Origin of the sequence: Amycolatopsis oliviviridis (assembly GCF_014654365.1) — a bacterium.
GTDB lineage: Bacteria > Actinomycetota > Actinomycetes > Mycobacteriales > Pseudonocardiaceae > Amycolatopsis > Amycolatopsis oliviviridis.
In genome coordinates this window covers 481385-502853 of sequence record NZ_BNAY01000003.1, presented here as the reverse complement: position 1 = coordinate 502853, position 21469 = coordinate 481385, and the positions used below count along the sequence as shown (strand labels likewise).

The window sequence follows — 21469 nt, the reverse complement described above, 5'->3', positions numbered from 1 at the left end:
GGGAACCCTCGCCGCCCACGGGCTTTTCACGCGCGTGCGAACGAAAGCGTCTCGCCCTCGACGCCTCGCAGCCAGAGGTCCTGCGCGGCTTCCGCCATCTCCGCCAGTCCCTCTTCGATCGTCGCGAACACGTTGCCGGGCACCCAGCCCGCGTCGCCGTTGATCAGCAGGTTGTTGCGGCCGTAGAAGATCGCGAGATCCGTCGCGCCCTGGTCGCTGTGCGCCTCACTGTCCTCGTCGTAGCCGTACGCCGGGTTGCCGATCTCCCACGCCTCGAACCCGAAGTACACGACATCACCCGGAATCGGTGTCACCGTGGGGTTCTCGCGGCCCGGTTTCGGTTCGGCGAAGGGCGGCACGAGGGTGTAGACCTCGTTCCGTGCGTACTTCGCGTGATAGGCCGAACCGCTCTGCGGCAACGCGTCCCAGACCGCGCGGCAGGTCCGCGGTGCTTCGGCGTCGAGCAGCCGGGCCCGGCAGGAGACCCCGCGTTTGTCGAGCGTGATCGTGATGTAGCGGGCCATCACTCGACCCCCGCCACGACGTCGCCCCAGATCCGCAGCGCTTCGTCGATCTGTTCGGTGTCGACGATCAGCGGCGGCACCATCCGGACGACGTTCATGTACGCCCCGCACGTCAGCAGAAGCAACCCGCTCGAAGACGCGGCTTTCTGCGCCGCCTGGGCTTTCGCGGTGTCCGGCTCGCCGTCCGGAGTGGTGAACTCGGAACCGACCAGCAGGCCCAGTCCTCGGACATCGCCGATCGACGGCGACTTGTCCGCGATCACCCGGGCACCTTCGAGCAGCTGGCGTCCGCGTTCGGCGGCGTTCGCGACGAGCCCCTCCTGCTGGATCACCTCCAGGGTGGCGATCGCCGCAGCGCAGGCCACCGCGTTACCGCCGTAGGTCCCGCCCTGGGAACCGGGGAGCGCCTTCGCCATGAGTTCCTCGGACGCGGCGATACCCGAGATCGGGAACCCGCTCGCGAGTCCTTTCGCGATGAGCACGATGTCCGGGCGCACCCCGAAGTGCTCGTGCCCCCAGAACCTGCCCGTCCGGCCGAAGCCGGTCTGGATCTCGTCCATCACCAGCAGGATCCCGTGCTTGTCGGCACGCTCCCGCAGTCCGGCGAGGAACGCGGGGTTCGCCGGGACGTACCCGCCCTCACCGAGCACCGGTTCGATGAAGAACGCCGCCGTCTCGTTCGGCGCGCAGACCGTCGCGAACAGGTAGTCGAGCTCTCGCAGCGCGAACTTCGTCGCGGTCTCCTCGTCCCAGCCGTAGTGGAAGGCGTACGGGAAGGGCGCGACGTGCACACCGGACATCAGCGGCGAGATCCCGGCGCTGAACCGGGTGCCCGACGTCGTCATCGTCGCCGCCGCGACGGTCCGGCCGTGGAACCCGCCCTGGAAGACGATGACGTTGGGCCGCTTGGTCGCCTGCCGCGACAGCCGCAGCGCCGCCTCGACAGCCTCGCTGCCGGAGTTCGAGTAGAAGAGGGAGTCCAGGCCTTCCGGCAGGACACCGCCGAGCTTCTCGGTCAGCTCCAGCATCGGCTTGTGCATCACCGTCGTGTACTGCCCGTGGATGAGCTTGCCGACCTGTTCCCGCGCGGCGCTCACCACGTGCGGGTGACAGTGGCCGGTGCTGGTCACGCCGATACCGGCGGTGAAGTCCAGGTGACGTTTGCCATCGGTGTCGTAGAGGTACACCCCTTCACCGTGGTCGACCACGACCGGCGTTGCCTGCTTGAGCAGCGGTGATAGCTGGGCCATGGGCTGCGCTCCTAGGTCGGCTGAGCTGTTGTCGATTGTTGACAATATCCATAGCATGGCGTTCGGGACAACATGGAGGAGCGTTGGGATGAGCTCGATCAGTGAGGCCGGCGTAGTCGCGGCGGTCGACAAGGAACTGTTCATCGGCGGCAAGTGGGTGCCCGCCACGGGTGGGAAGACCTTCCCCGTTCTCGACCCCTCGACGGGTGAAGCCCTGTGTGAGGTGGCCGACGCGTCACCGGCGGACGGTGTCAGCGCACTCGACGCCGCCGTCGCCGCACAGGCCGACTGGGCGAACGTCGCCCCGCGCGAACGCGGCGAGATCCTGCGCCGCGCCTACGAACTTCTCATCGAGCGCGCCGACGAACTCGCGCTGGTGATGACCCTCGAGATGGGCAAGCCGCTCGCGGAGTCGAAGGGCGAGATCACCTACGCGGCCGAATTCTTCCGCTGGTTCGCGGAGGAGGCCGTCCGGATCGACGGTGGCTACGCCGTCGCGCCCAACGGGACAGGCCGCTTCCTGGTCACGAAGCAGCCCGTCGGGCCTTGCCTGCTGATCACGCCCTGGAACTTCCCCATGGCGATGGGCACCCGCAAGATCGGGCCCGCCGTGGCGGCCGGCTGCACGATGATCATCAAGCCCGCCGCTCAGACCCCCCTTTCGATGCTGGCCCTCGCGGCGATCCTCGCCGAGGCGGGATTGCCGGAAGGTGTGCTGAACGTGCTCACGACGTCGGACTCCGGCGGCGTGATGGAGCCGCTGATCCGGGACGGCCGTGCCCGGAAGCTGTCCTTCACCGGTTCGACCGGTGTCGGGCGGAAACTGCTGGAACAGTGCGCGGACAAGGTGCTCCGCACCTCGATGGAACTCGGTGGCAACGCTCCTTTCCTGGTCTTCGAGGACGCGGACCTCGACGCGGCGATCGAAGGCGCGATGACCGCGAAGATGCGCAACATCGGGGAGGCCTGCACGGCCGCGAACCGGTTCTATGTCCAGCGAGGCATCGTCGACGAGTTCTCCCGGCGCCTCACCGAACGCATGGAAGCCCTGCCGATGGGGCGCGGCACCGAGGAGGGTGTCGTCGTCGGCCCCCTCATCGACGAAGCCGCCGTCGAGAAGGTCAGCGGCCTTGTCTCGGACGCCACCAGCCGAGGAGCGCGCGTTCTCACCGGTGGGGCCACCGTGGACGGTCCGGGGAACTTCTACCAGGCCACCGTGCTGACCGACGTGCCCAAGGACGCCAGGCTCGCTTCGGAAGAGATCTTCGGGCCGGTCGCCCCGATCACTCCGTTCGACAGCGAGGACGAGGCCGTCGCGGCGGCGAACGACACCGAATTCGGTCTCGTGTCCTATGTGTACACCTCCGATCTCAAGCGGGCGTTGCGGGTTTCGGAACGGCTGGAAGCCGGCATGATCGGCCTCAACCAAGGGCTGGTTTCGAACCCGGCGGCTCCGTTCGGCGGGATCAAGCAGTCCGGGCTCGGCCGCGAAGGCGGCACCGTCGGCATCGACGAATTCCTCGAGACCAAGTACATCGCGGTGGCTCTGTGAGTCCTGAGACAGTGAATTCTTCTTATCGGATCGCCAGCATCCCCGGCGACGGGATCGGTGTCGACGTGACCGTCGAGGCCCGCAAGGTCCTCGACCGCGCGGCGGCGTCGCATGGTTTCTCCTTGTCCTGGCAGGAATTCGACTGGAGCTGTGAGCGGTACGCCAAGACCGGCGCGATGATGCCGGACGACGGTATCGAGCAGCTTTCCCGGTTCGACGGGATCTTCCTCGGTGCCGTCGGTTTTCCCGGTGTCCCGGACCATGTGTCGTTGTGGGGTCTTCTCATTCCGGTGCGGCGGGCGTTCACGCAGTACGTCAACCTCCGGCCGGTCCGGCTGTTGCCGGGAACGACTTCGGCGCTGGCGGGCCGCGGCGCCGAAGAGCTGGAGATGGTGATCGTCCGGGAGAACTCCGAGGGCGAATACTCGGAGATCGGCGGCCGGCACAATCGTGGCCAGGGGAACGAGTTCGTCTTACAGGAATCGGTGTTCACGCGGGTCGGGGTAGAGCGGATCATCCGCTACGCCTTCGAGTTGGCGAAGACGCGGACGGGGCGGGTCTGCTCGGCGACCAAATCCAACGGGCTCATTCACTCGATGCCGTTCTGGGACGAGATCTTCGCCGAGATCTCGTCGGAATATCCGGACGTGCACGCCGAACAATGCCATGTCGACGCGCTCGCCGCGCGCATGGTCCAGGCGCCGGACCGGCTCGATGTCGTGGTCGCTTCCAATCTCTTCGGCGACATCCTGAGCGACCTGGCGGCGGCCGTGACGGGTGGGCTCGGAATGGCGCCTTCGGGCAATATCAACCCGGCCGGCGAGTTCCCTTCGATGTTCGAGGCGGTGCACGGCAGCGCTCCCGACATCGCCGGACAGGGCATCGCGAATCCGGTGGCGCAGATCCTGGCGGGTGCGATGATGCTCGACCATCTCGGTGAAACCGTTGCGGCACAGAATGTTCACGCTGCGGTGGAAAAGGTTCTCGAGGAGGGGACCGTGCGGACCCCGGACCTCGGCGGGAAGTCCACCACCGCCGAACTCGGGTCCGCGGTGGTCGCAGCTCTATCTTGAACCATCGGCATAGTGGCTTGTCAAGTCCGGCGAAATCATGAACGGCCCATTCATGATTTCGGATGGCAGTGGTACATGAAGGCCCCCTTCCTTGCGCTAGAAGCAAAGAAGGGGGCCTTCATGTACTTACCTCGGCGCGAAATCGCCGGGTGAAGGGTCTCTGTCGCACGCGCGTCGGCCCGGGGCGTGAGTTTTTGTCGGTGCCCCGGTGCACAGTGTCGATCATCGGATTCGACGACTGGAGGAGTGCCGATGTGCTGGCATTGCGACAACCCCGGGAAGACCCGCGACGACTACCTCGCCGAGGAGGTCCGTCCGCTGATCCGGAAGTACGGCTGGATGGTGCAGACGGTCGAGCGCGGAATCGGCCAACCCGCCTTGGCGTACACGGTCGGGCTCACCGACGCCGGGCTGCCGGAGCTCGTCGTCACCGGACTGAGAGAGCGAAGATCCTGTCAGCTGCTGAACTATTTCGCCCAGGACGTGGTCCGGTCGGGGCCGCCGGAGCCGGGTGAGGTGCTGCCCGCCGCGGTGGGCTGGCCCGCGTTCGAGGTGGTTCCGCTCAGCGCGCCGTCGGCGCACCTGGTCACCGCCGTCCTCATGTACGGCGACGAATTCCGTGCCCTGCAACTGGTTTACGAGGACGAGCACGGAAATTGGCCGTGGGACAGGGAATTCCGCGGCGGTACGGGCGGCCAGCCGGTGCTGGGGGCTCGGGGCCGTGGCTGAATCCCTAAGGCACCGCGGGAGCTTCGCCCTCTCGCAGGCTGGTTCCCGGGGCCAGCCGCTGCACGGCGTCCTCCATATGGGCTTCCAGCAGCGACAGCGCGGTCTCTTCGTCGCCCACCCGCAGGGCCTCGATGATCCTGGTGTGCTCGGTGACCCGTTCTTCGACCCGCTGGTAGGTCCCCTGCAGCGCGGTGAGGCACATCCGGGTCTCGATCAGCAGGGTCCGGGCCATGCGCACGAGCCGTTTGCTGCCGGAAGCGGCGATCAGCGCCTCGTGGAAACGGAGATCGGCCCAGGAGAGCGCGGTCGGATCGTCGTCGTCCGCGGCGGCGGCCATGGCGGCCACGGCCTGTTCGAGTTCGGTGGCGACCCGTTCCCGGTCGCCGCGCAGGGCCCGCAGCATCGCGGCGCGTTCGATGGCCGAGCGCGCCGAGTAGATGTCGTAGACGTCGCCGGGTTCGAGGTCGATCACGAACAGCCCGCGGTGGCGCTCACTGCGCAGGAGCCCTTCGGAAACGAGATGCTGCATCGCCTCGCGCAGCGGTCCCCGCGAAACCTGGAACCGGGAGGCCAGGTCCGTTTCACCGAGCTGGGTGCCGGGAGGAAGGGCGCCGGTCATGATCGCGTCCCGCAGCTGGCGCGCGATGATCCCGGCGGTCGATTCCCGGCTGACCGGCTCGATATCCGGCAAGGACATGGTTCAGTTGCCCCTCTGCCCGAACAGCGCGCCCAGGGTGCGGACGAGCGGGGCCTTCCCGGTGAGCCGCAGGCCCTCCCAGACAGTGACCTGGTTGGCGGTCAGCACCGGTTTGCCGAGCCTGGTCTCGAGGGTGTTGATCTCGCCGAGCGTCCGCATGGCGGTGTCGGGGACGAGCAACGCGTCGGCGGCCGGGTGGTCGCCGCTCGCCGCGAGCTCGACGACGGCCTCCGGGCTGAGTTCGCCGACCTCGGCGGCGGTGTCGATGTCCGCGCTGCCCATCGAGACCACCTCGATCCCGCCCGCGCCGAGGAACTCGACGAACAGCCGGGCGACGTCGTCCGGATAGCTGGCGGCGACCGCGACCCGCCGGACACGGAGCGCGTGAGCGGCGTGGACGAAGGCGAAGGAGGTGCTCGACGCCGGGACGCCGGCGACGGCGGCCAGCCGGTCGGCCTGGTCGCGGGCGCCTTCCCAGCCGTAGACGAAGCTGCCGCTGGTGCACGCCCAGACCACCGCGTCCGGTTCGTGTTTGGCCAGTAGCGCGGCACCGTCGGCGAGACGGCTTTCGCTGCCGAGGTCCAGAAGCTCGGGCACGGCGTGCAGATCGGTCCCGTAGATGTGCTCGACCGGCAGCTTGATCCCGGCCATGTCGCCGCCGAGGAGCTGCTCCGCGAGCGGGTAGTCGTCTTCGGCCGCGTGATCGGGGTAGATGAACCCGATCGTGGTCGTCTCGGACGGCGGTTCGGGCGGGCTGAACGGGGTGACGGGCACGGGACCTCCGGAGGACAGATTGTCGACAATCGTAGGCGAAGAGGTCAGTCGACCTCCCGGAGCCACTTGCCGGGCCCGACGATCGGCAGGTTCATCCGCCGGAGGCAGGCCCACATCGTGAGCTGGTTCGCGGTGAGGACGGGCTTGCCGACCGCGCTTTCGAGCGGCTCGATCAGATCGTAGGTGGGGAGGTTGGTGCAACTGACGAAGATGGCGTCGGCGTCGGCGTGGTCGGCGGCGAGGATGCGTTCGGCGATGGTCCGGTAGCTGACCTTCCAGATGCCGCCGCCCAGGCCGAGGTGATCGCTCGAGACGGTGCGCACGCCGAGTTCGCCCAGGAAGTCGTGCAGCTTCCCGGTCAGGTCGCCGTCGTAGGGCGTGAGCACCGAGACCCGGTGGAGGTCGAGCTGGTGCAGGACCTCGGCCAGGGCGCCGGAGGTGGTGACGGCGTCCGGCGCGCCCGCGTCGCAGATCGCCTTGGTCAGGGAGCGTTCGTAGTCCACACCGTTGACGAAACTGCCGGAGGTGCAGAGATACGCGACGACTTCGGGCTCCACGTGGAGCACGTCTCTCGTGGCGGCGGCGAGATGCCTGCTGTCGCTGACGAGCTGGGCCATCTCCATGCTGACGGGGACGGGCTCGTACGGCGTCCGCGCCAGATGGAGGGAGACCTCCATGGGCACCCAGCGCCACAGCTCGCGTTCCAGGGCAAGGTCGAAGGGAGCGATCACGCCGATACCGCGCTGCGCCAACGGGCCTTCGAACTCCAGTAAGTCGAAATCCAAGTCTCAGCCTCCGGAAAGCTTCTGCTGTCACAGGTCCGGTGCTCCGGGGGTCGTTCCTCGGATTGTTGACAATCATACGAGCCACTTTTACGGTGTCAACGTGATCGCCTCGGAGACCCCTGTGCTGGCGGTGCTCTGCGGAGACGCACGGCCACCGGACATGCGCGCTATCGAAGCCGAAGCGGTGGTTCGTTACACCGACGCGGCCGGTTTGGCCGACGCGTTATCCGGAGCCGACGCGTTCTTCGTCTACGACTTCCTTTCGACCGCCGTCCCGGGTGCCTGGCACGCGGCCGACCGGCTGCGCTGGCTGCACATCGCCAGCGCGGGCGTCGACCCCGTGCTCTTCCCGGAACTGCAGGAGAGCGACGTCGTGCTCACGAACTCGCGTGGTGTGTTCGACGGGGCGATAGCCGAGTACGTCCTCGGGGTCGTCCTCGCGTTCGCCAAGGATTTCGTCCGTTCGTGGGAACTGCAGCGGCAGAAGCACTGGAAGCACCGGGAGAGTGAACGGATCTCCGGCCGCCGGGTCCTCGTGGTCGGCACCGGGCCGATCGGCCGGTCGATCGCGCGGACGCTGCGGGCGGCCGGGATGTCGGTGGCGGGCGTCGGACGCCGTCCCCGTGACGGCGACCCCGACTTCGGAGAGGTGTATTCCTCGTCGGACCTGGCTCACCGTCTTCCCGAGGCGGACTACGTCGTCGCGGTCGCGCCGCTGACCGAGCAGACGAAGGGCATGTTCGACGCCGGCGCCTTCGCCGCGATGAAACCCGGCGCGCGGTTCGTCAACGTCGGCCGCGGCGAACTGGTCGTCACCCCGGACCTGGTCGACGCGCTGTGGGACGGACACCTCGGCGGCGCCGCCCTCGACGTCTTCGACACCGAGCCGCTTCCACCGGAGAGTCCTTTGTGGACTATGGAGAACGTGCTGATCTCGCCGCATATGTCGGGCGACTTCATCGGCTGGCGTAATACTCTGGTAGAGGTGTTCGCGGACAACTTCCGTCGCTGGCGCGCGGGGGAGCCACTGCGCAACGTCGTGGACAAGCAGCTCGGATACGTGCCGTCGGAGACGCTTCGCCAAGGTTAGGGGCCGGATGAACGACACCAAGTTGACCGCGAGCGAGCTCGTCGCCGCGTATGCCACCGGAGAGCTGTCGCCGGTCGAGGCCACTCAGAACGCGTTGCGGGTCATCGAAGAACGCGACGGCGAGACCAACGCCTACTGCCTCGTCGACGCCGACGGCGCGATCGAACAGGCGAAGGCGTCCGAAGTCCGCTGGCGGGACGGCAATCCGATCGGCTGGCTCGACGGTGTCCCGGCCTCGATCAAGGACATGTTCCTGACGCAGGGCTGGCCGACGCTGCGCGGCTCGCGCTGCATCGACCCTGACCAGCCGTGGGACGTCGACAGCCCGGTCACCGCGCGACTGCGTGAGAACGGCTTGGTGCTGCTGGGAAAGACCACGACGCCGGAACTCGCGTGGAAGGGCGTCACCGACAACACGCTGACCGGGATCACCCGCAACCCGCACGACCTGTCGACGACGGCGGGCGGGTCCAGCGGCGGGAGCGCCGCGGCCGTCGCGGCGGGGATGGGCGAGCTCTCCGTCGGCACCGACGGCGGCGGCTCGATCCGGATTCCCGCTTCGTTCTGTGGAATCGTCGGCCTCAAACCGACGCACGGCCGGATCCCGCTGTTCCCGGCGAGCCCGTTCGGGCCGCTCTCGCACGCCGGCCCGATGGCGCGTTCGGTCGACGACACGGCATTGCTCCTCGACGTCCTCGCGATGCCCGACTACCGCGACCCGGCGGCACTCGCCCCGCCCGTCTCGACCTTCCGCGAAGCCGTCCGCCGCGACGTGCGCGGGCTGAACGCCGCCTATTCGCCGACGCTCGGCTATGTCGACGTCGACCCGGAGATCGCGGCCATCGTCCGGTCGGCGGTCCAGGCGCTGGGCGACGCGGGCCTGCACATCGAAGAGACCGATCCCGGTTTCACCGACCCCAAACCCGCCTTCGACATCCTGTGGTCGACGGGGGCGGCGAAGTGGCTGGACACGTTCCCCGCCGGTTCGGAGACCAAGGTCGATCCCGGACTGCGGAAGGTGTGGGAGTTCGGCAAGACCTTCTCGGCCAGCGACTACCTCGGCGCCAACGCCGAGCGGGCCGCACTGGGCATCCTGATGGGCGAGTTCCACACGCGCTACGACGTGCTGATCACGCCGACCCTCCCGATCGCCGCCTTCGAAGCCGGGCACGAGGTGCCGCCGGGCAGCGGGCTGAGCGGCTGGCCGGACTGGACGCCGTTCACCTATCCGTTCAACATGACCCAGCAGCCCGCCATCAGCGTCCCGGCTGGCCGCACCTCCGGCGGGCTCCCGGTCGGTCTCCAGATCGTCGGCCCCCGGCACTCCGACGACCTGGTGCTCGCGGTCGCGAAACTCCTCGAAGAGGTCCGTCCCTGGCCGTGACCAGCGGAAAGACAGCAAGGGACCTTTGCTATCGCTTCCCGGAGCGTGGGGTCAGGGCTGGACGGCGTGGGTCTTCCGGACGAGGCCGCGCACCTGTCCGCTGCACAGCGCGAGACAGGTGGCGGCCACGACCAGCGCGGCACACGCGAGCAGGGTCGTGCTGACCCCGAAGTGCTGCGCCGCCGGACCGGCCGCCATCTGGCCGAGCGGCAGGGCGATGAAGGAACCGAGCATGTCGTAGGAGTAGACGCGCGCGAGTTTGTCCTCGGGCACGTTCTCCTGCAGCGAGACGTCCCACGCCACCACGAACTGCTCGATCGCCAGGCCGGAGACGAACATCGCGGCCAGCAGCAGCGGCAGCAACGGCGCCTGGCCGAGAAGGATCAAGGGCGGCGCTTCGAAGAGGATCACCGCGACCCCGACGAACAACGCGCGCCGCGGCTGACGGCGGGCCACGAGGATCCCGCCGACCAGTGAGCCGATCGTCTGCGCGGCGAGAGCGAATCCCCAGCCGGTGCGCCCGAAACTGTTGTCGGCGACGAGAGGACCGAGCACCCCGATCCCGCCGGCGATGACAGCGTTCACCACCATGAACTGGACGACCACGACCCACACCCAGGTCCGTGACCGGAACTCGCGCCAGCCTTCGGCGAGTTCCGCCAGCGGGCGGCTGCCGGGGACCCGTTCCCGGCGATTGAGGCGGATACGCCGGTAGGACAGCGCCGAGCCGAGGAACAGCAGTGCGTTCCCGGCCAGCGCCCAGCCGGGGCCGACCGCGGTGACCAGGAGGCCGCCGAGCCCGGCGCCGGCGATCCGGCCGGAGTTCGAGAGCAGCCTGGCCAGCGCGTTGGCCTGCGCCAGCAGCGCTGCGGGCACGGTCAACGGGGTCAGCGAGGCCGAGGCGGGCGCGGAGATCGCGGCCACCGCGCCGTTGACCAGGCTCAGACCGACCAGCAACGGGATCGAGGCGAATCCACAGAGGACGCTCGCCGCGATGACCGCCTGGGTGAGCGTGGCGGCGACCTCGGTGCCCTGCAGGATCACCGACCGCGGCAGCCTGTCCGCCAGCACCCCGCCGAACAGCAGCAGGACCACGCTCGCCACCGAACGCGCGCCCACGACGATGCCGATGTCGACGGCCGAACCGGTCAGGTCGATCACCGCGAACGCCAGCGCGAGCGGGGCGACGGCGTTGCCGAACTCCCCGAACGTGCGGCCGCCGATCAGCCACCGGAAGTTGTGGTGGCGCAAGGGCTCGCGCAGCGACGTCACGGCCGCCTCAGCTCGAACATCGAGACCGTCGCGCTGATCGGGATCGTGCCCCGGGTGCGGGGCGGTCTCGCCGCCGTGTGCAGAAGCTCGCCCAGCTCGCGAGCTTGCCGGAGCGCCTTCTCCCAGGTCTCTCGATCGACCCACACCTCCGCGTCCGTCCTCGACCCGTTCTCGCCGGGAACGCGCAACGCGTTGCGGCGCTTGAGTTCTTCGGCCATCGAAGCGATGAGAAGCTGTTCTTCCCGCGGATTCGCCGACGTGAACCGGGACCCCGACTCAGGATCGTGCCGGTAGCGCTTCGCCAGCCCGCCCCGGATCCGGACCTCCTCGACGACGTCGAGCAGCCCGGCCTCGTGCAGCCGCCGCAGGTGATAACTGACATTCGCTTGTGTCTCACCGAGTTCGCGCGCGGCCTCGGCCGCACTCATCGCGGCACCGGTCAAAAGCGACAGAATGCGCAGGCGGACGGGATGGGCGAGGACGCGCAAGCCGTCGAGGCCGGGGGACTCGGGCATGAGGGCGAGTATCGGCTGCCGGGACATCGACCGTCAAACAGTTATTTGGGGGTTTCGTTGGCCGGGAGATCCGGTGCATTGGTCCGATGTCTGTGCTCTGCTGTGAGGTATGCGTACGACGACATTGGGCAGGAGCGGTCTCGAGGTGTCGAGGATCGCCTTCGGCACCTGGCAGCTCGGCGGGGGCTGGGGTTCGTTCGACGAGGACGCGGCGATCGCCGCGATCCACCATGCCCGCGAACTCGGGGTCACCTTCTTCGACACCGCCCAGGCCTACGGTTTCGGGAAATCCGAAGCACTGCTCGGGAAGGCGTTGCGCGAGGAACTCAAGCGCGACCGCGACAACCTCGTCATAGCCACGAAAGGCGGCACCAGGCCGCGCTCCGAACGGCCGCGTGACTCCCGGCGCGAGTGGCTCACGCAGGGGGTCGAGGACAGCCTCCGCTTCCTCGACGTCGACCACATCGACCTCTACCAGATCCACTGGCCCGATCCCGGCACTCCCGCCGAAGAGACCGCGGGCATCCTGCAGGAGTTCGTCGACGCCGGGAAGATCCGGCACATCGGTGTTTCGAACTACGACACCGCGGCGCTGACAGCCTTCGACAAGGCCCGTCCGGTGGAAACCCTCCAGCCGCCATATCACCTGTTCCGTCGCGACATCGAAATCGACCCGCTGCCGTACGCGCGGGAGAACGACATCGGCGTGCTCGTGTACAGCCCGCTGGGCAGCGGCCTGCTGACCGGATCCCTCACGCCGGAGACGACCTTCGAGAAGACCGACTGGCGTTCGCAGTCGTCGGCGTTCACCGGGGAGACCTTCCGGCGCAACCTCGCCGTCGTCGACAAGCTCAAGGAATTCGCCGCGGGCAAGGGGATCTCGGTCAGCCAGCTCGCGATCGCCTGGACGCTCGCCCGGCCCGGTGTGCACGTCGCGATCGTGGGCGCGCGCAAGGCGGCCAACATCGAAGCCAGTCTCGCCGCGGCCGACATCGACCTGTCCTCGGACGAGCTCGCGGAGATCGACCGGCTCACCGCCGACGCCGTCCCCGTCGCGGGCGCGAGTCCCGAAGGCATCGCCTAGAGCTTGAATTCGGTACCGTCCAAGGGAAGCGAGGCGCCGCCGGCCAGTACGGCGGCGTGCTCCGGCGAGGCCGGATCGACCACCGGGTTCGTGTTGTTCAGATGCGTGTACGCCCAACGCGGGCCGGGCCGGAGCTTCGCGAGACTGCCGGTGATCGGCAAATGTCCCATCGCCAGCTGGGCACCGTCGCCGACCTTGGCCGCGGTGGCGCCGGACATCTCGTCCGGTGCGTAGAAGGTCCCGTCCAGCAACACCAGACCGGCGTCGCGAGTGAAGTCGCCGAACCCGTCCGGCCAGCTCTTCAGGCAAGGCGCGTACACGAGGACACCGCCGGTCTCGATGTCTTCGATCCGGTACGCGATCACCCAAGGTCCGTCCTCAGTGGACGAACGCGCGTACTTCGGCCGCTTGCCGCTCACGGGAAGAGTGCTCACCCGGAGACCGTCGATGGCGATCTCCGACGACGGCAGCCACTCCCAGCCTCCGTATCCGTCGATGATCGACCGCGCGGGGAACTGCGCGGACAGCGCGCCCAGAACGGCGTCCGGAGCCCACACCGGCAGCCCACCGGCTTCCCGCAGCAGCAACAGGCCGAGTGAATGATCGAGCTCCGCGTCGGTGAGCAGCACCCCGCGCAACGGGATCTCCCTCGGCCCCGGTCCGGCCCGCAGCGGCGGCGTGGCGAGGATCTGCGCGCGGATGTCCGGCGACGCGTTGAGCAGGTACCAGCCCTGGCCGTCCGCGCTCACCGCGACGCAGTCCTGCGTCCGCGGCGGCGCGTCCGAGACACACAGCGCGCAGGCGCAGTTCCACTGCGGGAAACCGCCACCCGCGGCGGTGCCGAGCAGGATCACCCTCATCGCGGCCCCCGCATCACGAGCTCGTCCGTTTTCGGGGGTGTGGCGAGGATGAGATCGACGACGCCGCGATCCGGTGAACGCGAGCACACCGGGTCCGTCGCCGAGGCGTCACCGGTGAGCTGGAACGCCTGACACCGGCAGCCGCCGAAGTCGATCGACCGCCGATCGCAGGTGCCACAGGTGTCCGGCATCCAGTCCTCGCCGCGGAAGGCGTTGAAGGAACCGGATTCGTACCAGATCCGCGCCAGCGGCTTGTCCCGGACGTTGTCGAATTCCAGCGTCTTGATCGCGGTCGACGCGGGACACGGCAGCACGTTCCCGTCGGGTGCCACGGTCAGCTGCCGCGCGCCCCAGCCGTACATGCACGGCTTCGGGTACTGCTCGTAGTAGTCGGCGACGACATAGATGATCTCCACGCGGCCGCGCAGCCGTTCGGTGGCCGCGCGCACGATCGGCTCGGCCTCGTCGAGCTGCCGCCGGGTCGGCATCAGGGCGTCGCGGTTCCGCAGCGCCCAGCCGTAGTACTGCGTGTTGGCCAGTTCGAGCCGGTCCGCGCCCATTTCCTCGGCCAGGTCGATGATCCCGGCGAGCTGATCGTGGTTCTGCCGGTGCAGTACGACATTCACCGAAAGCGGCAGCCCGGCCTTCTTGATCAGGCCGGCGACGACCAGCTTCCGGTCGTGGGCCCGGGCGCCGGCGAGCCGGTCCGCGCGTTCGGCGGTCGCGCCCTGGACGGACAGCTGGATGTGCGCGATGCCTCGGTCGACGAGATCGTCCAATCTGGACTCGGTCAGCCCGAGCCCGGACGTCACCAGGTTGACATAGCAGCCCAGTTTCGTGGCGTGCTCGGCCAGTATCGGCAGATCCGGCCGGGCGAGCGGCTCGCCGCCGGACATGTGCACCTGGAGCACGCCGAGTTCCCGTGCCTGGCTGAGCACGGACAGCCATTCCTCTGTGGACAGTTCGCCGTCCCGGGCGACCATCTCGACCGGATTCGAACAGTACGGGCAGTGCAGCGGGCAGCGGTGGGTCAGCTCGGCCAGCATGCCCAGCGGCGGGGCCGCGGTGGAGGTGTTCAGGTCCATTCGACGATCCGCCGATCTCCCAGCCGGGACAGGACATCCAGGATTTCTTCCTCGCGGACACCGGCGTAGCGCTCGCGCAAGGCCGAAGCGATCGCCGCGACGTCTTCGACACCGTCGCAGAGCGAGAGCACGGCCGCGGCGGTCGGATTCGGGACGAGCACGCCTTCGGGGAACAGGAGGACGTGCGTTTCCCTGGTCTGGTCATAGCTCAGCCGGACTCCGCGCCGCAGCCGCGGCACCGAGCCCATCTCGAGGGTGGTCATCGCTACTCCTTGGCCGCGGCGCGCTCGATGGCGTCGAGCATGGACCAGAGCACGTCGGTCTTGAACGACAGCGCGGCGATCGCCTTCTCCTGGTGTTCGCGGGTGACGGCGTGCCGCACGACGATGTCGAGTGTCCCCTTGCCTTCGCCGGAGACCTTGTCGATGCGATTCGTGAAATAGGAGAGGTCTTCCGGTGCGATCCACGAGTAGTTCGCCAGCATGTCGGCGACCCGCCGTTGCATGAGATGACCGGCGAACATTTCGGTCAGTCCCGAAGCGACCGCTTCGAGCCAGGGTTTCGTGCGGGCGAAATTCACATAGGCGTCGACGGCGAACCGGACACCGGGGGCGACGTGCCGCTGATCGAGAACCTCTTCGCGGTCTAGCCCGACCGCGGTGCACAAACGGAGCCAGCGCTCGATTCCGCCGTCCCCGGCTTCCGTCCCGTCGTGATAGACGATCCGGTCGAGCCATTCCCGGCGTATTTCGGGCACCGGGCAGTTGCTGATGATCGCGGCGTCCTTCTGCGGGAGGACACACTGGTAGTACCAGCGGTTCGCGGCCCAGACCTTCAGTTCGTACTCGGACAGCTCGCCGCCGTGCATCCGCCGATGGAAGGGATGAGTACCCCAATAGCGGTGAGAAAGACCACGCAAGGCCGCGACGAATTCCGGCGGCGACATCGGCGCGGCGGAAAGGGAAAGAGACACGGTGCTGCCTCCAACGGCTCACTGATCGGGACGGCGGCACGGTGGTGGGGGACGGCCCCCACCACCGAGTGGGAAATCAGTCCTCCATACGCGCCGCGTATGCGGTGACCTCCATGGGAGTTTCGTACTCGACGAAGTCCGGCGTGGTCCATACCTCGATGGTTTCGATCATTTCCTACTCCTCGGATCGCTGACGCCAATCCCCGGAACGTCCACATGGGAAAGAACCGGGCCGAGCCCCGCCACCCTAGAAGCGGGCCGACGATTCTGACCAGACGTAAGGTCCAAGTTTCGCCGGCCATTTGTAAGGTTTCCTACCTACGGCCGATCGAGCTGCCCCGATCGTCACGCTCGGCGCATACGGCGCGGGAAGGTAAACGCTTTCCTTAGCCCGTCCAGTGGTGTCCGTTTCCACTCGCGGTGTGTTTGTATCCAACGCGACGGGTGCACCCCGACCGCCCGTCGTCCGCCGCCATCCGAGCTCCAGGGGTGTAGCTGAAGGAGGCGTCTTATGTCCTTACGTCGTACTCTCACCACCGCGTTCGCCGCCGCGACGGCCGCGTCGATCGTGGCCGGTCCGGCCGCGGCGAGCGAAGTGCCGTCGGTCCAGGCGATCAAACAGATCGCGAGCGGCCTCAACCAGGCCTGGTCGATCGATTTCCTGCCCGACGGCACCGGTCTCTTCACGCAGAAAGACGCCAAGACGATCAGCAAGATCGACAAGGCGGGCAAGGTCACCACGGTCCAGACCATTCCCGGGGTCAGCGTCACCCCGGAGGCGGGGCTGCTCGGCATCGCGGTCTCGCCGAAATACGCCACTGACCAGACGGTCTTCATCTACTACACGACCAGCTCCGACAACCGGATCGCCAAGCTGAAGCTGGGCCAGACGCCGACGCCGATCGTCACCGGTATCCCGCGTGGCGCGAACTTCCACCACGGCGGGCGGATCAGGTTCGGCCCCGACGGCTACCTCTACGCGGGTACCGGCGACGGCCAGAACGGCGCCAACGCGCAGAACAAGAACTCCCTCGGCGGCAAGGTCCTGCGCGTCACCACCGACGGCGCGCCCGCGCCGGGCAACCCGTTCAACAGCCGCGTCTACTCCTACGGCCACCGCAACGTCCAGGGCCTGACCTGGGCGAACGGGCAGCTGTACGTGTCCGACATCGGTGCGAACAAGCTCGACGAGCTGAACAAGATCGAACCGGGCAAGAACTACGGCTGGCCGACCTGCGAGGGCCCGTGCACCACGGCGGGGATGACCAACCCGGTCAAGGCGTGGCCGACGTCTTCGGCGACGCCGAGCGGGCTGGCGGCGTACAAGGGCTCGCTGTACATGGCTTCGCTCAAGGGCGGCACGTTCAAGCTCGACCTGAACGGCAACGGCGGCAAGCTCTGGACCAACCTCGGCCGCACGCGTGACGCGACCGCCGGTCCGGACGGGCAGCTGTACACGATCACCCCGGGCGCCATCTACGTCTCCGACGGCAGCTGACCCCAGGCAATTCGTCCTCTGGATGCGGTACTTGCACACGCAAGGACCGCATCCAGAGGACGAAATGCGGGGTCAGCCGCGCCCAATCGATACCGCGTGTTCCAGCTCGGCGAGCGCGGTGTCCAGGTGGGTCAGGATGCGCTGCAGGTGCGGGACGCTCCGGCGGCAGCCGGTGACGCCGAAGTCCAGGTTGTCCCCGTTGCTGGTCAGCGTGATGTTCAGCGCCTGCCCGTCGAGCAGCACGGACGCCGGGTAGATGCCGTCGAGCGACGCGCCGTTCCAGTACATCTGCTTGCGCGGCCCCGGCACATTGGAGATCACCAGGTTGAACGGCGGTTTCGTGTTGTTCACGAAGCCCGGGATCGGGGACACGCCGAGCTGGGCGACGTTGATCCCGGACAGCAGCAGCGTCTGCAGCGGGGTCAGTTCCGAGAACAGCTTCTTGCCGTTCCGCATGGACGCGTTGATCGTCGCGAGCCGGGCGGCCGGGTCGGTCAGGTGGGTGGCGAGGTTGCACAGCAGCGCGCCGATGTTGTTGCCCGCCGCGTCCCCGCTGTCCTTGCGCCGCAGGGAAACCGGGACCATCGCGGTCAGCGGCGTGTCGGGGAGCGAGTTCTGTTCGATCAGGTAGTCCCGCAGCGCGCCCGAGCACATCGCGAGGACGACGTCGTTGCGCGACACCCCGGCGGCGGTCGCCACCTTGCGCACCCGGTCCAGCGACCAGGACTGCGCGGCGAACCGGCGGGCCCCGCCGATCGGCACGTTCAGCATCGTCTTCGGCGCTTGCGCCGGCAGCGTGAGCGTGTGTTCCTGGAACGCCTCCCGCGCCACCTTCATCGCGGCGGGCGCGATGCCTGCCAGCTGGTTGACCGTCTTGCCGAAGGTGCTGAGGACCGAGGGCGACGCCTTGCCGTTGCGGCCGCCGTCCGGCCTGGGCCGCCGGCCCCACGGCGGCGGGCAGTCGAGGTCGGCAGGGTCGTCCGACAGCGTGCCCTGCAGATGACGCAGCGCCGAGACGCCGTCCATCAGGGCGTGGTGGATCTTGCTGTAGATCGCGAACCGGCCGTCCTGCAGACCCTCCACCAGGTGGATCTCCCACAGCGGGCGGTGCCTGTCGAGCAGGGTGCTGTGCCAGCGCCCGGTCAGTTCCAGCAGCTCGCGGATCCGGCCCGGCTGGGGCAGCGCCGAATGGCGGAAGTGGTAATCGAGTTCGAGGTCGTTGTCCGTCGCCCAGGCGACGTGGCCCGCGGTGTTGACCGGCCGGGCGGGACGACGGCGGAACACGTCGCGCATGTTGTCGGAATCGAGCAGTTTCCGGCGAAGGTCCCGCAGGTAGTCCGGCCCGGCGTCCTCGGGCTTCTTGAACAACTGCAGACCGCCGACGTGCATCGGATGTTCGCGCGTTTCCACGAGAAGGAACATCGAATCGGTCACGGGCATGAACGGCATCGTCGGGACCACCTTCCGCGCGGCGGCGTGCGAGCACGCCGGGTGCCAGAGTCTACGCACACCGAAACCACCTTCTCACGCTTTAGGGTGGCTCACATGACGATCCCGACCGATCCGCGGACCGGAGAGTTCCGTCGGTCCGCCAACCATTTCGACGCGCGTATCACCGCCGACGGCCGTGACGGCTGGCCGGTGGAGGCGGGGAGGTACCGGCTGGTGGTCAGCCGGGCCTGTCCCTGGGCGAGCCGGGGGCTGATCGTCCGGCGGCTGCTCGGGCTCGAGTCCGCGCTGAGCGTGGCCGTGGCCGACCCGATCCAGGACGACAAGAGCTGGCGCTTCACCCTCGATCCCGGTGACCGGGACCCGGTACTGGGCATCAAATACCTGGCCGAGGCCTATCACGCGGCCGATCCGCACTACATGGGCGGGATCAGCGTTCCGGCCATTGTGGACATTCCGAGCGGATGGCTGGTGAGCAACGACTATCCGCGGATCACGCTCGATTTTTCCACCGAATGGACCAGCCTCCACCGGTCCGGCGCGCCCGACCTCTACCCCGAGCGGCTGCGCGGCGAGATCGACGACGTCAACGCCGGTGTCTTCGCCGACGTGAACGCCGCCGTCTACCAGGCCGGGTTCGCGACCAAACAGGGAGCGTACGACGACGCGTTCCACCGGCTTTTCGCCATGCTGGACGCGCTTTCCGACCGGCTCGAAAGGCAGCGCTACCTCGTCGGCGACACGATCACCGAAGCGGACATCCGGTTGTTCACCACGCTTGTCCGCTTCGATTCCGTCTACCACGGACACTTCAAGTGCAACCGGAACAAACTGACCGAGCAGCCGGTGCTGTGGGCCTACGCCCGTGACCTCTTCCAAACTCCGGGGTTCGGCGACACCGTCGACTTCGACCACATCAAGCGGCATTACCACGAGGTGCACGCGCAGGTGAACCCGACGCGGATCGTCCCCTTGGGACCGGACCTGTCCGGCTGGACGACGCCGCATCACCGGGAGCAGCTGGGCGGGCGCCCGTTCGGCGACGGCACGCCGCCGGGACCGCCGCCCGAGGACGAACGGATCGGGAACACGGATGGAGCCACTTCCTGAACGCACCGACGTCGTCGTGATCGGCGGCGGCATCATCGGGGTCAGCTGCGCGTACCGGCTCGCCGCGGCAGGCGTCTCGGTGCTGCTGCTCGAACGCGACAGCCTGGGCGGGGGCTCGACGGCGAAGGCGGCGGGCGGGATCCGGTCGTCGTTCACCACGAACGTCAACATCGAGATCGGGCTGCGCGGGCTGGCCGAGTACGCCTCCTTCTCACAGACGTACGGGACCGAGATCGACTTCCGCCGCGACGGCTACCTGTATCTGGTCACCGACCCCGCGGATCTGCCCGAATTCGAACGCTGCGCCGCGTTGCAGAACTCCTACGGCGTCCGCAGCCGGCTCGTCGAGCCCGCCGAAGCGCGGCGGTTCTCCCCACTGGTCGACAGCGAAGGCGTGGTCGCGGCGCTGTGGTCGCCGGACGACGCCAAGGCCACCCCGGATTCGGCGGTCCAGGGCTACGCGCGGGCCGCCCGCGGGCACGGCGCGGTGCTGAAGACCGGCGTCGAGGTCGTCGGCATCGAACGTGACGGCGACGAGATCACGGGCGTGCGGACCAGCGACGGTTTCGTGCGGACGAACGCCGTGGTCTGCGCGGCGGGCGCGTGGTCGGGGCGGATCGGCGAGCTCGCCGGTGTCGACCTCCCGGTGCGGCCGTTCCGGCGGCAGGTCGTGTTCACCGGCCCGGTCGCGGACCTGCCCGCGTCGGTGCCGCTGACCATCGAGATGCCGTCGGCGTTCTACTTCCACCGCGAGGGTCTCGGCCTGGCGATGTCCTTCTGCGACGGTGACGGCGACCCGGGCTTCGACACCCGGTACCAGCCGGGCGACTGGCTGCCGAAGCTCGCCGAGATCGCCGCGCGGCGGGTGCCCGCCGTGCTCGACGCGGGGATCCGCGGCGGGTGGGCCGGGCTATACGAGGTCACGCCGGATCGCAATCAGATCGTGGGGGAGAGCGTCCATCTGTCGAGGTTCTTCTACGCGACCGGATTCTCGGGACACGGGTTCCAGATGGGGCCGGCCGTGGGGGAGCTCGTACGGGACCTCTACCTGGGGCGGGTCCCGGCCATCGACATCACCGGGCTCGACGTCCGCCGCTTCGACGGCGACCGGGCCGTGACGAGGGAGCACAACATTGTCTGACGATTTCGTCGAGGTCACCACCGTCGCCGAGCTGCGCGAGATCCTGCCGCCACCGCTGGAGCGCACGGCGAACAAGGCGCGGCCGAAGCTGCACGAGCTGGACCGGCGGTGGCTCGCGGAGTCGCCGTTCGTGCTGATCGCGACGTCGGCGGCGGACGGCACCTGCGACGTCTCGCCGAAGGGCGATCCGGCCGGGTTCACGCTGGTGCTGGACGACACGCGGATCGCGATCCCGGAGCGTCCCGGCAACCGGCGCGCCGACGGCTTCCACAACGTCCTGTCGAATCCGCACGTCGGGCTGATCTACCTGATCCCGGGCCGCGGCGACACGCTGCGGATCAACGGCCGCGCGCGGCTCGTGCGGGAGGCACCGTTCTTCGACGACATGATCGTGAAGGGCAGCAGGCCGGAGCTCGCGCTGGTGGTCGACATCGACGAGATCTTCCACCACTGCCAGAAGGCGTTCATGCGGTCGAAGCTCTGGTCGCCCGAGAGCTGGAGGCCCGACGCGATACCGTCGCGCGCGGCGATCGCGAAGACCTTCGAGCGCCCGGAGGAGAGCATGGCCGACCTTGAGGCGTACTACGAGCCGGGCCGGTACGCATCGGGGCTCTACTGACGTTG

Annotated in this window: 23 protein-coding genes; 10 read left to right on the top strand and 13 right to left on the bottom strand. The window is 68.3% G+C overall.

What is annotated here, in order from left to right:
- Positions 1-26 precede the first annotated feature (26 nt).
- Positions 27-524: a DUF3830 family protein gene (locus IE302_RS15490; protein ID WP_038508763.1), complete on the bottom strand. Its 498-nt coding sequence runs from the start codon at positions 522-524 to the stop codon at positions 27-29.
- The gene (locus IE302_RS15485) at positions 524-1774 is read right to left on the bottom strand and encodes an aspartate aminotransferase family protein (protein WP_191255212.1); all 1251 of its coding nucleotides are present in this window, start codon (positions 1772-1774) and stop codon (positions 524-526) included. Before IE302_RS15485 ends, IE302_RS15490 begins: the two co-directional genes overlap by 1 nt.
- An 88-nt stretch (positions 1775-1862) precedes the next feature.
- Between IE302_RS15485 and IE302_RS15480 the strand changes: the two genes are divergently transcribed.
- From IE302_RS15480 to IE302_RS15470, 3 genes are all read left to right on the top strand, one after another.
- Positions 1863-3326 carry an NAD-dependent succinate-semialdehyde dehydrogenase gene (locus tag IE302_RS15480; RefSeq protein WP_191255211.1) on the top strand — a complete coding sequence of 488 codons (1464 nt, stop codon included), beginning with the start codon at positions 1863-1865 and terminating at the stop codon, positions 3324-3326.
- An 11-nt stretch (positions 3327-3337) separates the two neighbouring features.
- A complete protein-coding gene (locus IE302_RS15475; RefSeq protein WP_191255613.1) occupies positions 3338-4399 on the top strand; it encodes a tartrate dehydrogenase in 1062 nt (353 codons plus the stop codon).
- A 252-nt stretch (positions 4400-4651) separates the two neighbouring features.
- Complete coding sequence (locus IE302_RS15470) at positions 4652-5128, top strand: DUF4262 domain-containing protein (protein ID WP_191255210.1); 477 nt, start codon at positions 4652-4654, stop codon at positions 5126-5128.
- A gap of 4 nt (positions 5129-5132) precedes the next feature.
- Here the strand turns inward: IE302_RS15470 and IE302_RS15465 are convergent, their stop codons facing one another.
- From IE302_RS15465 to IE302_RS15455, 3 genes are read right to left on the bottom strand one after another with little or no spacing between them, the layout of a single operon-like run.
- Complete coding sequence (locus IE302_RS15465; protein ID WP_191255209.1) at positions 5133-5825, bottom strand: GntR family transcriptional regulator; 693 nt, start codon at positions 5823-5825, stop codon at positions 5133-5135.
- 3 nt (positions 5826-5828) lie between these two features.
- Positions 5829-6599: a maleate cis-trans isomerase family protein gene (locus IE302_RS15460; RefSeq protein ID WP_191255208.1), complete on the bottom strand. Its 771-nt coding sequence runs from the start codon at positions 6597-6599 to the stop codon at positions 5829-5831.
- A gap of 44 nt (positions 6600-6643) precedes the next feature.
- Positions 6644-7384, bottom strand: a complete 741-nt coding sequence (locus tag IE302_RS15455; protein WP_005150553.1) for a maleate cis-trans isomerase family protein — start codon at positions 7382-7384, stop codon at positions 6644-6646.
- 100 nt (positions 7385-7484) lie between these two features.
- Here IE302_RS15455 and IE302_RS15450 point away from each other — a divergent pair, with 100 nt between their 5' ends.
- Together IE302_RS15450 and IE302_RS15445 are read left to right on the top strand one after the other, a co-directional pair.
- Entirely contained in the window at positions 7485-8474 is a 990-nt protein-coding gene (locus IE302_RS15450) for a D-2-hydroxyacid dehydrogenase (RefSeq protein ID WP_191255207.1), read from the top strand.
- A 7-nt stretch (positions 8475-8481) separates the two neighbouring features.
- A complete protein-coding gene (locus tag IE302_RS15445; RefSeq protein WP_191255206.1) occupies positions 8482-9858 on the top strand; it encodes an amidase in 1377 nt (458 codons plus the stop codon).
- Positions 9859-9909: 51 nt separating this feature from the next.
- Here IE302_RS15445 and IE302_RS15440 read toward each other — a convergent pair whose 3' ends face one another.
- Both IE302_RS15440 and IE302_RS15435 read right to left on the bottom strand, forming a co-directional pair.
- Positions 9910-11130 (bottom strand): MFS transporter, encoded by a 1221-nt coding sequence (locus IE302_RS15440; protein ID WP_191255205.1) that lies wholly within the window; start codon positions 11128-11130, stop codon positions 9910-9912.
- Entirely contained in the window at positions 11127-11645 is a 519-nt protein-coding gene (locus IE302_RS15435) for a winged helix-turn-helix domain-containing protein (protein ID WP_191255204.1), read from the bottom strand. Before IE302_RS15435 ends, IE302_RS15440 begins: the two co-directional genes overlap by 4 nt.
- Positions 11646-11754: 109 nt before the next feature.
- On the opposite strand from IE302_RS15435, the gene IE302_RS15430 reads away from it, so the two are divergent.
- Entirely contained in the window at positions 11755-12729 is a 975-nt protein-coding gene (locus IE302_RS15430) for an aldo/keto reductase (RefSeq protein WP_191255203.1), read from the top strand.
- Here IE302_RS15430 and pqqB read toward each other — a convergent pair.
- The 5 genes from pqqB to pqqA all read right to left on the bottom strand — a co-directional run bounded on the left by pqqB (position 12726) and on the right by pqqA (position 15819).
- On the bottom strand, positions 12726-13589 hold the full coding sequence (pqqB, locus tag IE302_RS15425; protein WP_191255202.1) for a pyrroloquinoline quinone biosynthesis protein PqqB: 864 nt from the start codon (positions 13587-13589) through the stop codon (positions 12726-12728). The genes IE302_RS15430 and pqqB overlap by 4 nt on opposite strands.
- Positions 13586-14674 carry a pyrroloquinoline quinone biosynthesis protein PqqE gene (gene pqqE / locus IE302_RS15420; RefSeq protein ID WP_191255201.1) on the bottom strand — a complete coding sequence of 363 codons (1089 nt, stop codon included), beginning with the start codon at positions 14672-14674 and terminating at the stop codon, positions 13586-13588. The genes pqqB and pqqE overlap by 4 nt, the downstream gene beginning before the upstream one ends.
- On the bottom strand, positions 14665-14937 hold the full coding sequence (gene pqqD, locus IE302_RS15415) for a pyrroloquinoline quinone biosynthesis peptide chaperone PqqD (protein ID WP_005150536.1): 273 nt from the start codon (positions 14935-14937) through the stop codon (positions 14665-14667). Before pqqD ends, pqqE begins: the two co-directional genes overlap by 10 nt.
- A 2-nt stretch (positions 14938-14939) precedes the next feature.
- The gene (pqqC, locus tag IE302_RS15410) at positions 14940-15620 is read right to left on the bottom strand and encodes a pyrroloquinoline-quinone synthase PqqC (RefSeq protein WP_191255612.1); all 681 of its coding nucleotides are present in this window, start codon (positions 15618-15620) and stop codon (positions 14940-14942) included.
- A gap of 103 nt (positions 15621-15723) precedes the next feature.
- Complete coding sequence (pqqA, locus tag IE302_RS15405) at positions 15724-15819, bottom strand: pyrroloquinoline quinone precursor peptide PqqA (RefSeq protein WP_007033797.1); 96 nt, start codon at positions 15817-15819, stop codon at positions 15724-15726.
- Between the two features lie 339 nt (positions 15820-16158).
- Here pqqA and IE302_RS15400 point away from each other — a divergent pair, with 339 nt between their 5' ends.
- Positions 16159-17145: a PQQ-dependent sugar dehydrogenase gene (locus IE302_RS15400; protein ID WP_191255200.1), complete on the top strand. Its 987-nt coding sequence runs from the start codon at positions 16159-16161 to the stop codon at positions 17143-17145.
- Between the two features lie 72 nt (positions 17146-17217).
- Here IE302_RS15400 and IE302_RS15395 read toward each other — a convergent pair whose 3' ends face one another.
- Positions 17218-18594, bottom strand: a complete 1377-nt coding sequence (locus IE302_RS15395; RefSeq protein ID WP_191255611.1) for a WS/DGAT/MGAT family O-acyltransferase — start codon at positions 18592-18594, stop codon at positions 17218-17220.
- A gap of 96 nt (positions 18595-18690) precedes the next feature.
- On the opposite strand from IE302_RS15395, the gene IE302_RS15390 reads away from it, so the two are divergent.
- From IE302_RS15390 to IE302_RS15380, 3 genes are read left to right on the top strand one after another with little or no spacing between them, the layout of a single operon-like run.
- Positions 18691-19704 (top strand): glutathione S-transferase family protein, encoded by a 1014-nt coding sequence (locus IE302_RS15390; protein ID WP_191255199.1) that lies wholly within the window; start codon positions 18691-18693, stop codon positions 19702-19704.
- The gene (locus tag IE302_RS15385; RefSeq protein WP_191255198.1) at positions 19688-20845 is read left to right on the top strand and encodes an NAD(P)/FAD-dependent oxidoreductase; all 1158 of its coding nucleotides are present in this window, start codon (positions 19688-19690) and stop codon (positions 20843-20845) included. Before IE302_RS15390 ends, IE302_RS15385 begins: the two co-directional genes overlap by 17 nt.
- Positions 20838-21464 carry a pyridoxamine 5'-phosphate oxidase family protein gene (locus IE302_RS15380; RefSeq protein ID WP_191255197.1) on the top strand — a complete coding sequence of 209 codons (627 nt, stop codon included), beginning with the start codon at positions 20838-20840 and terminating at the stop codon, positions 21462-21464. Before IE302_RS15385 ends, IE302_RS15380 begins: the two co-directional genes overlap by 8 nt.
- The last annotated feature ends 5 nt before the right edge of the window (positions 21465-21469 follow it).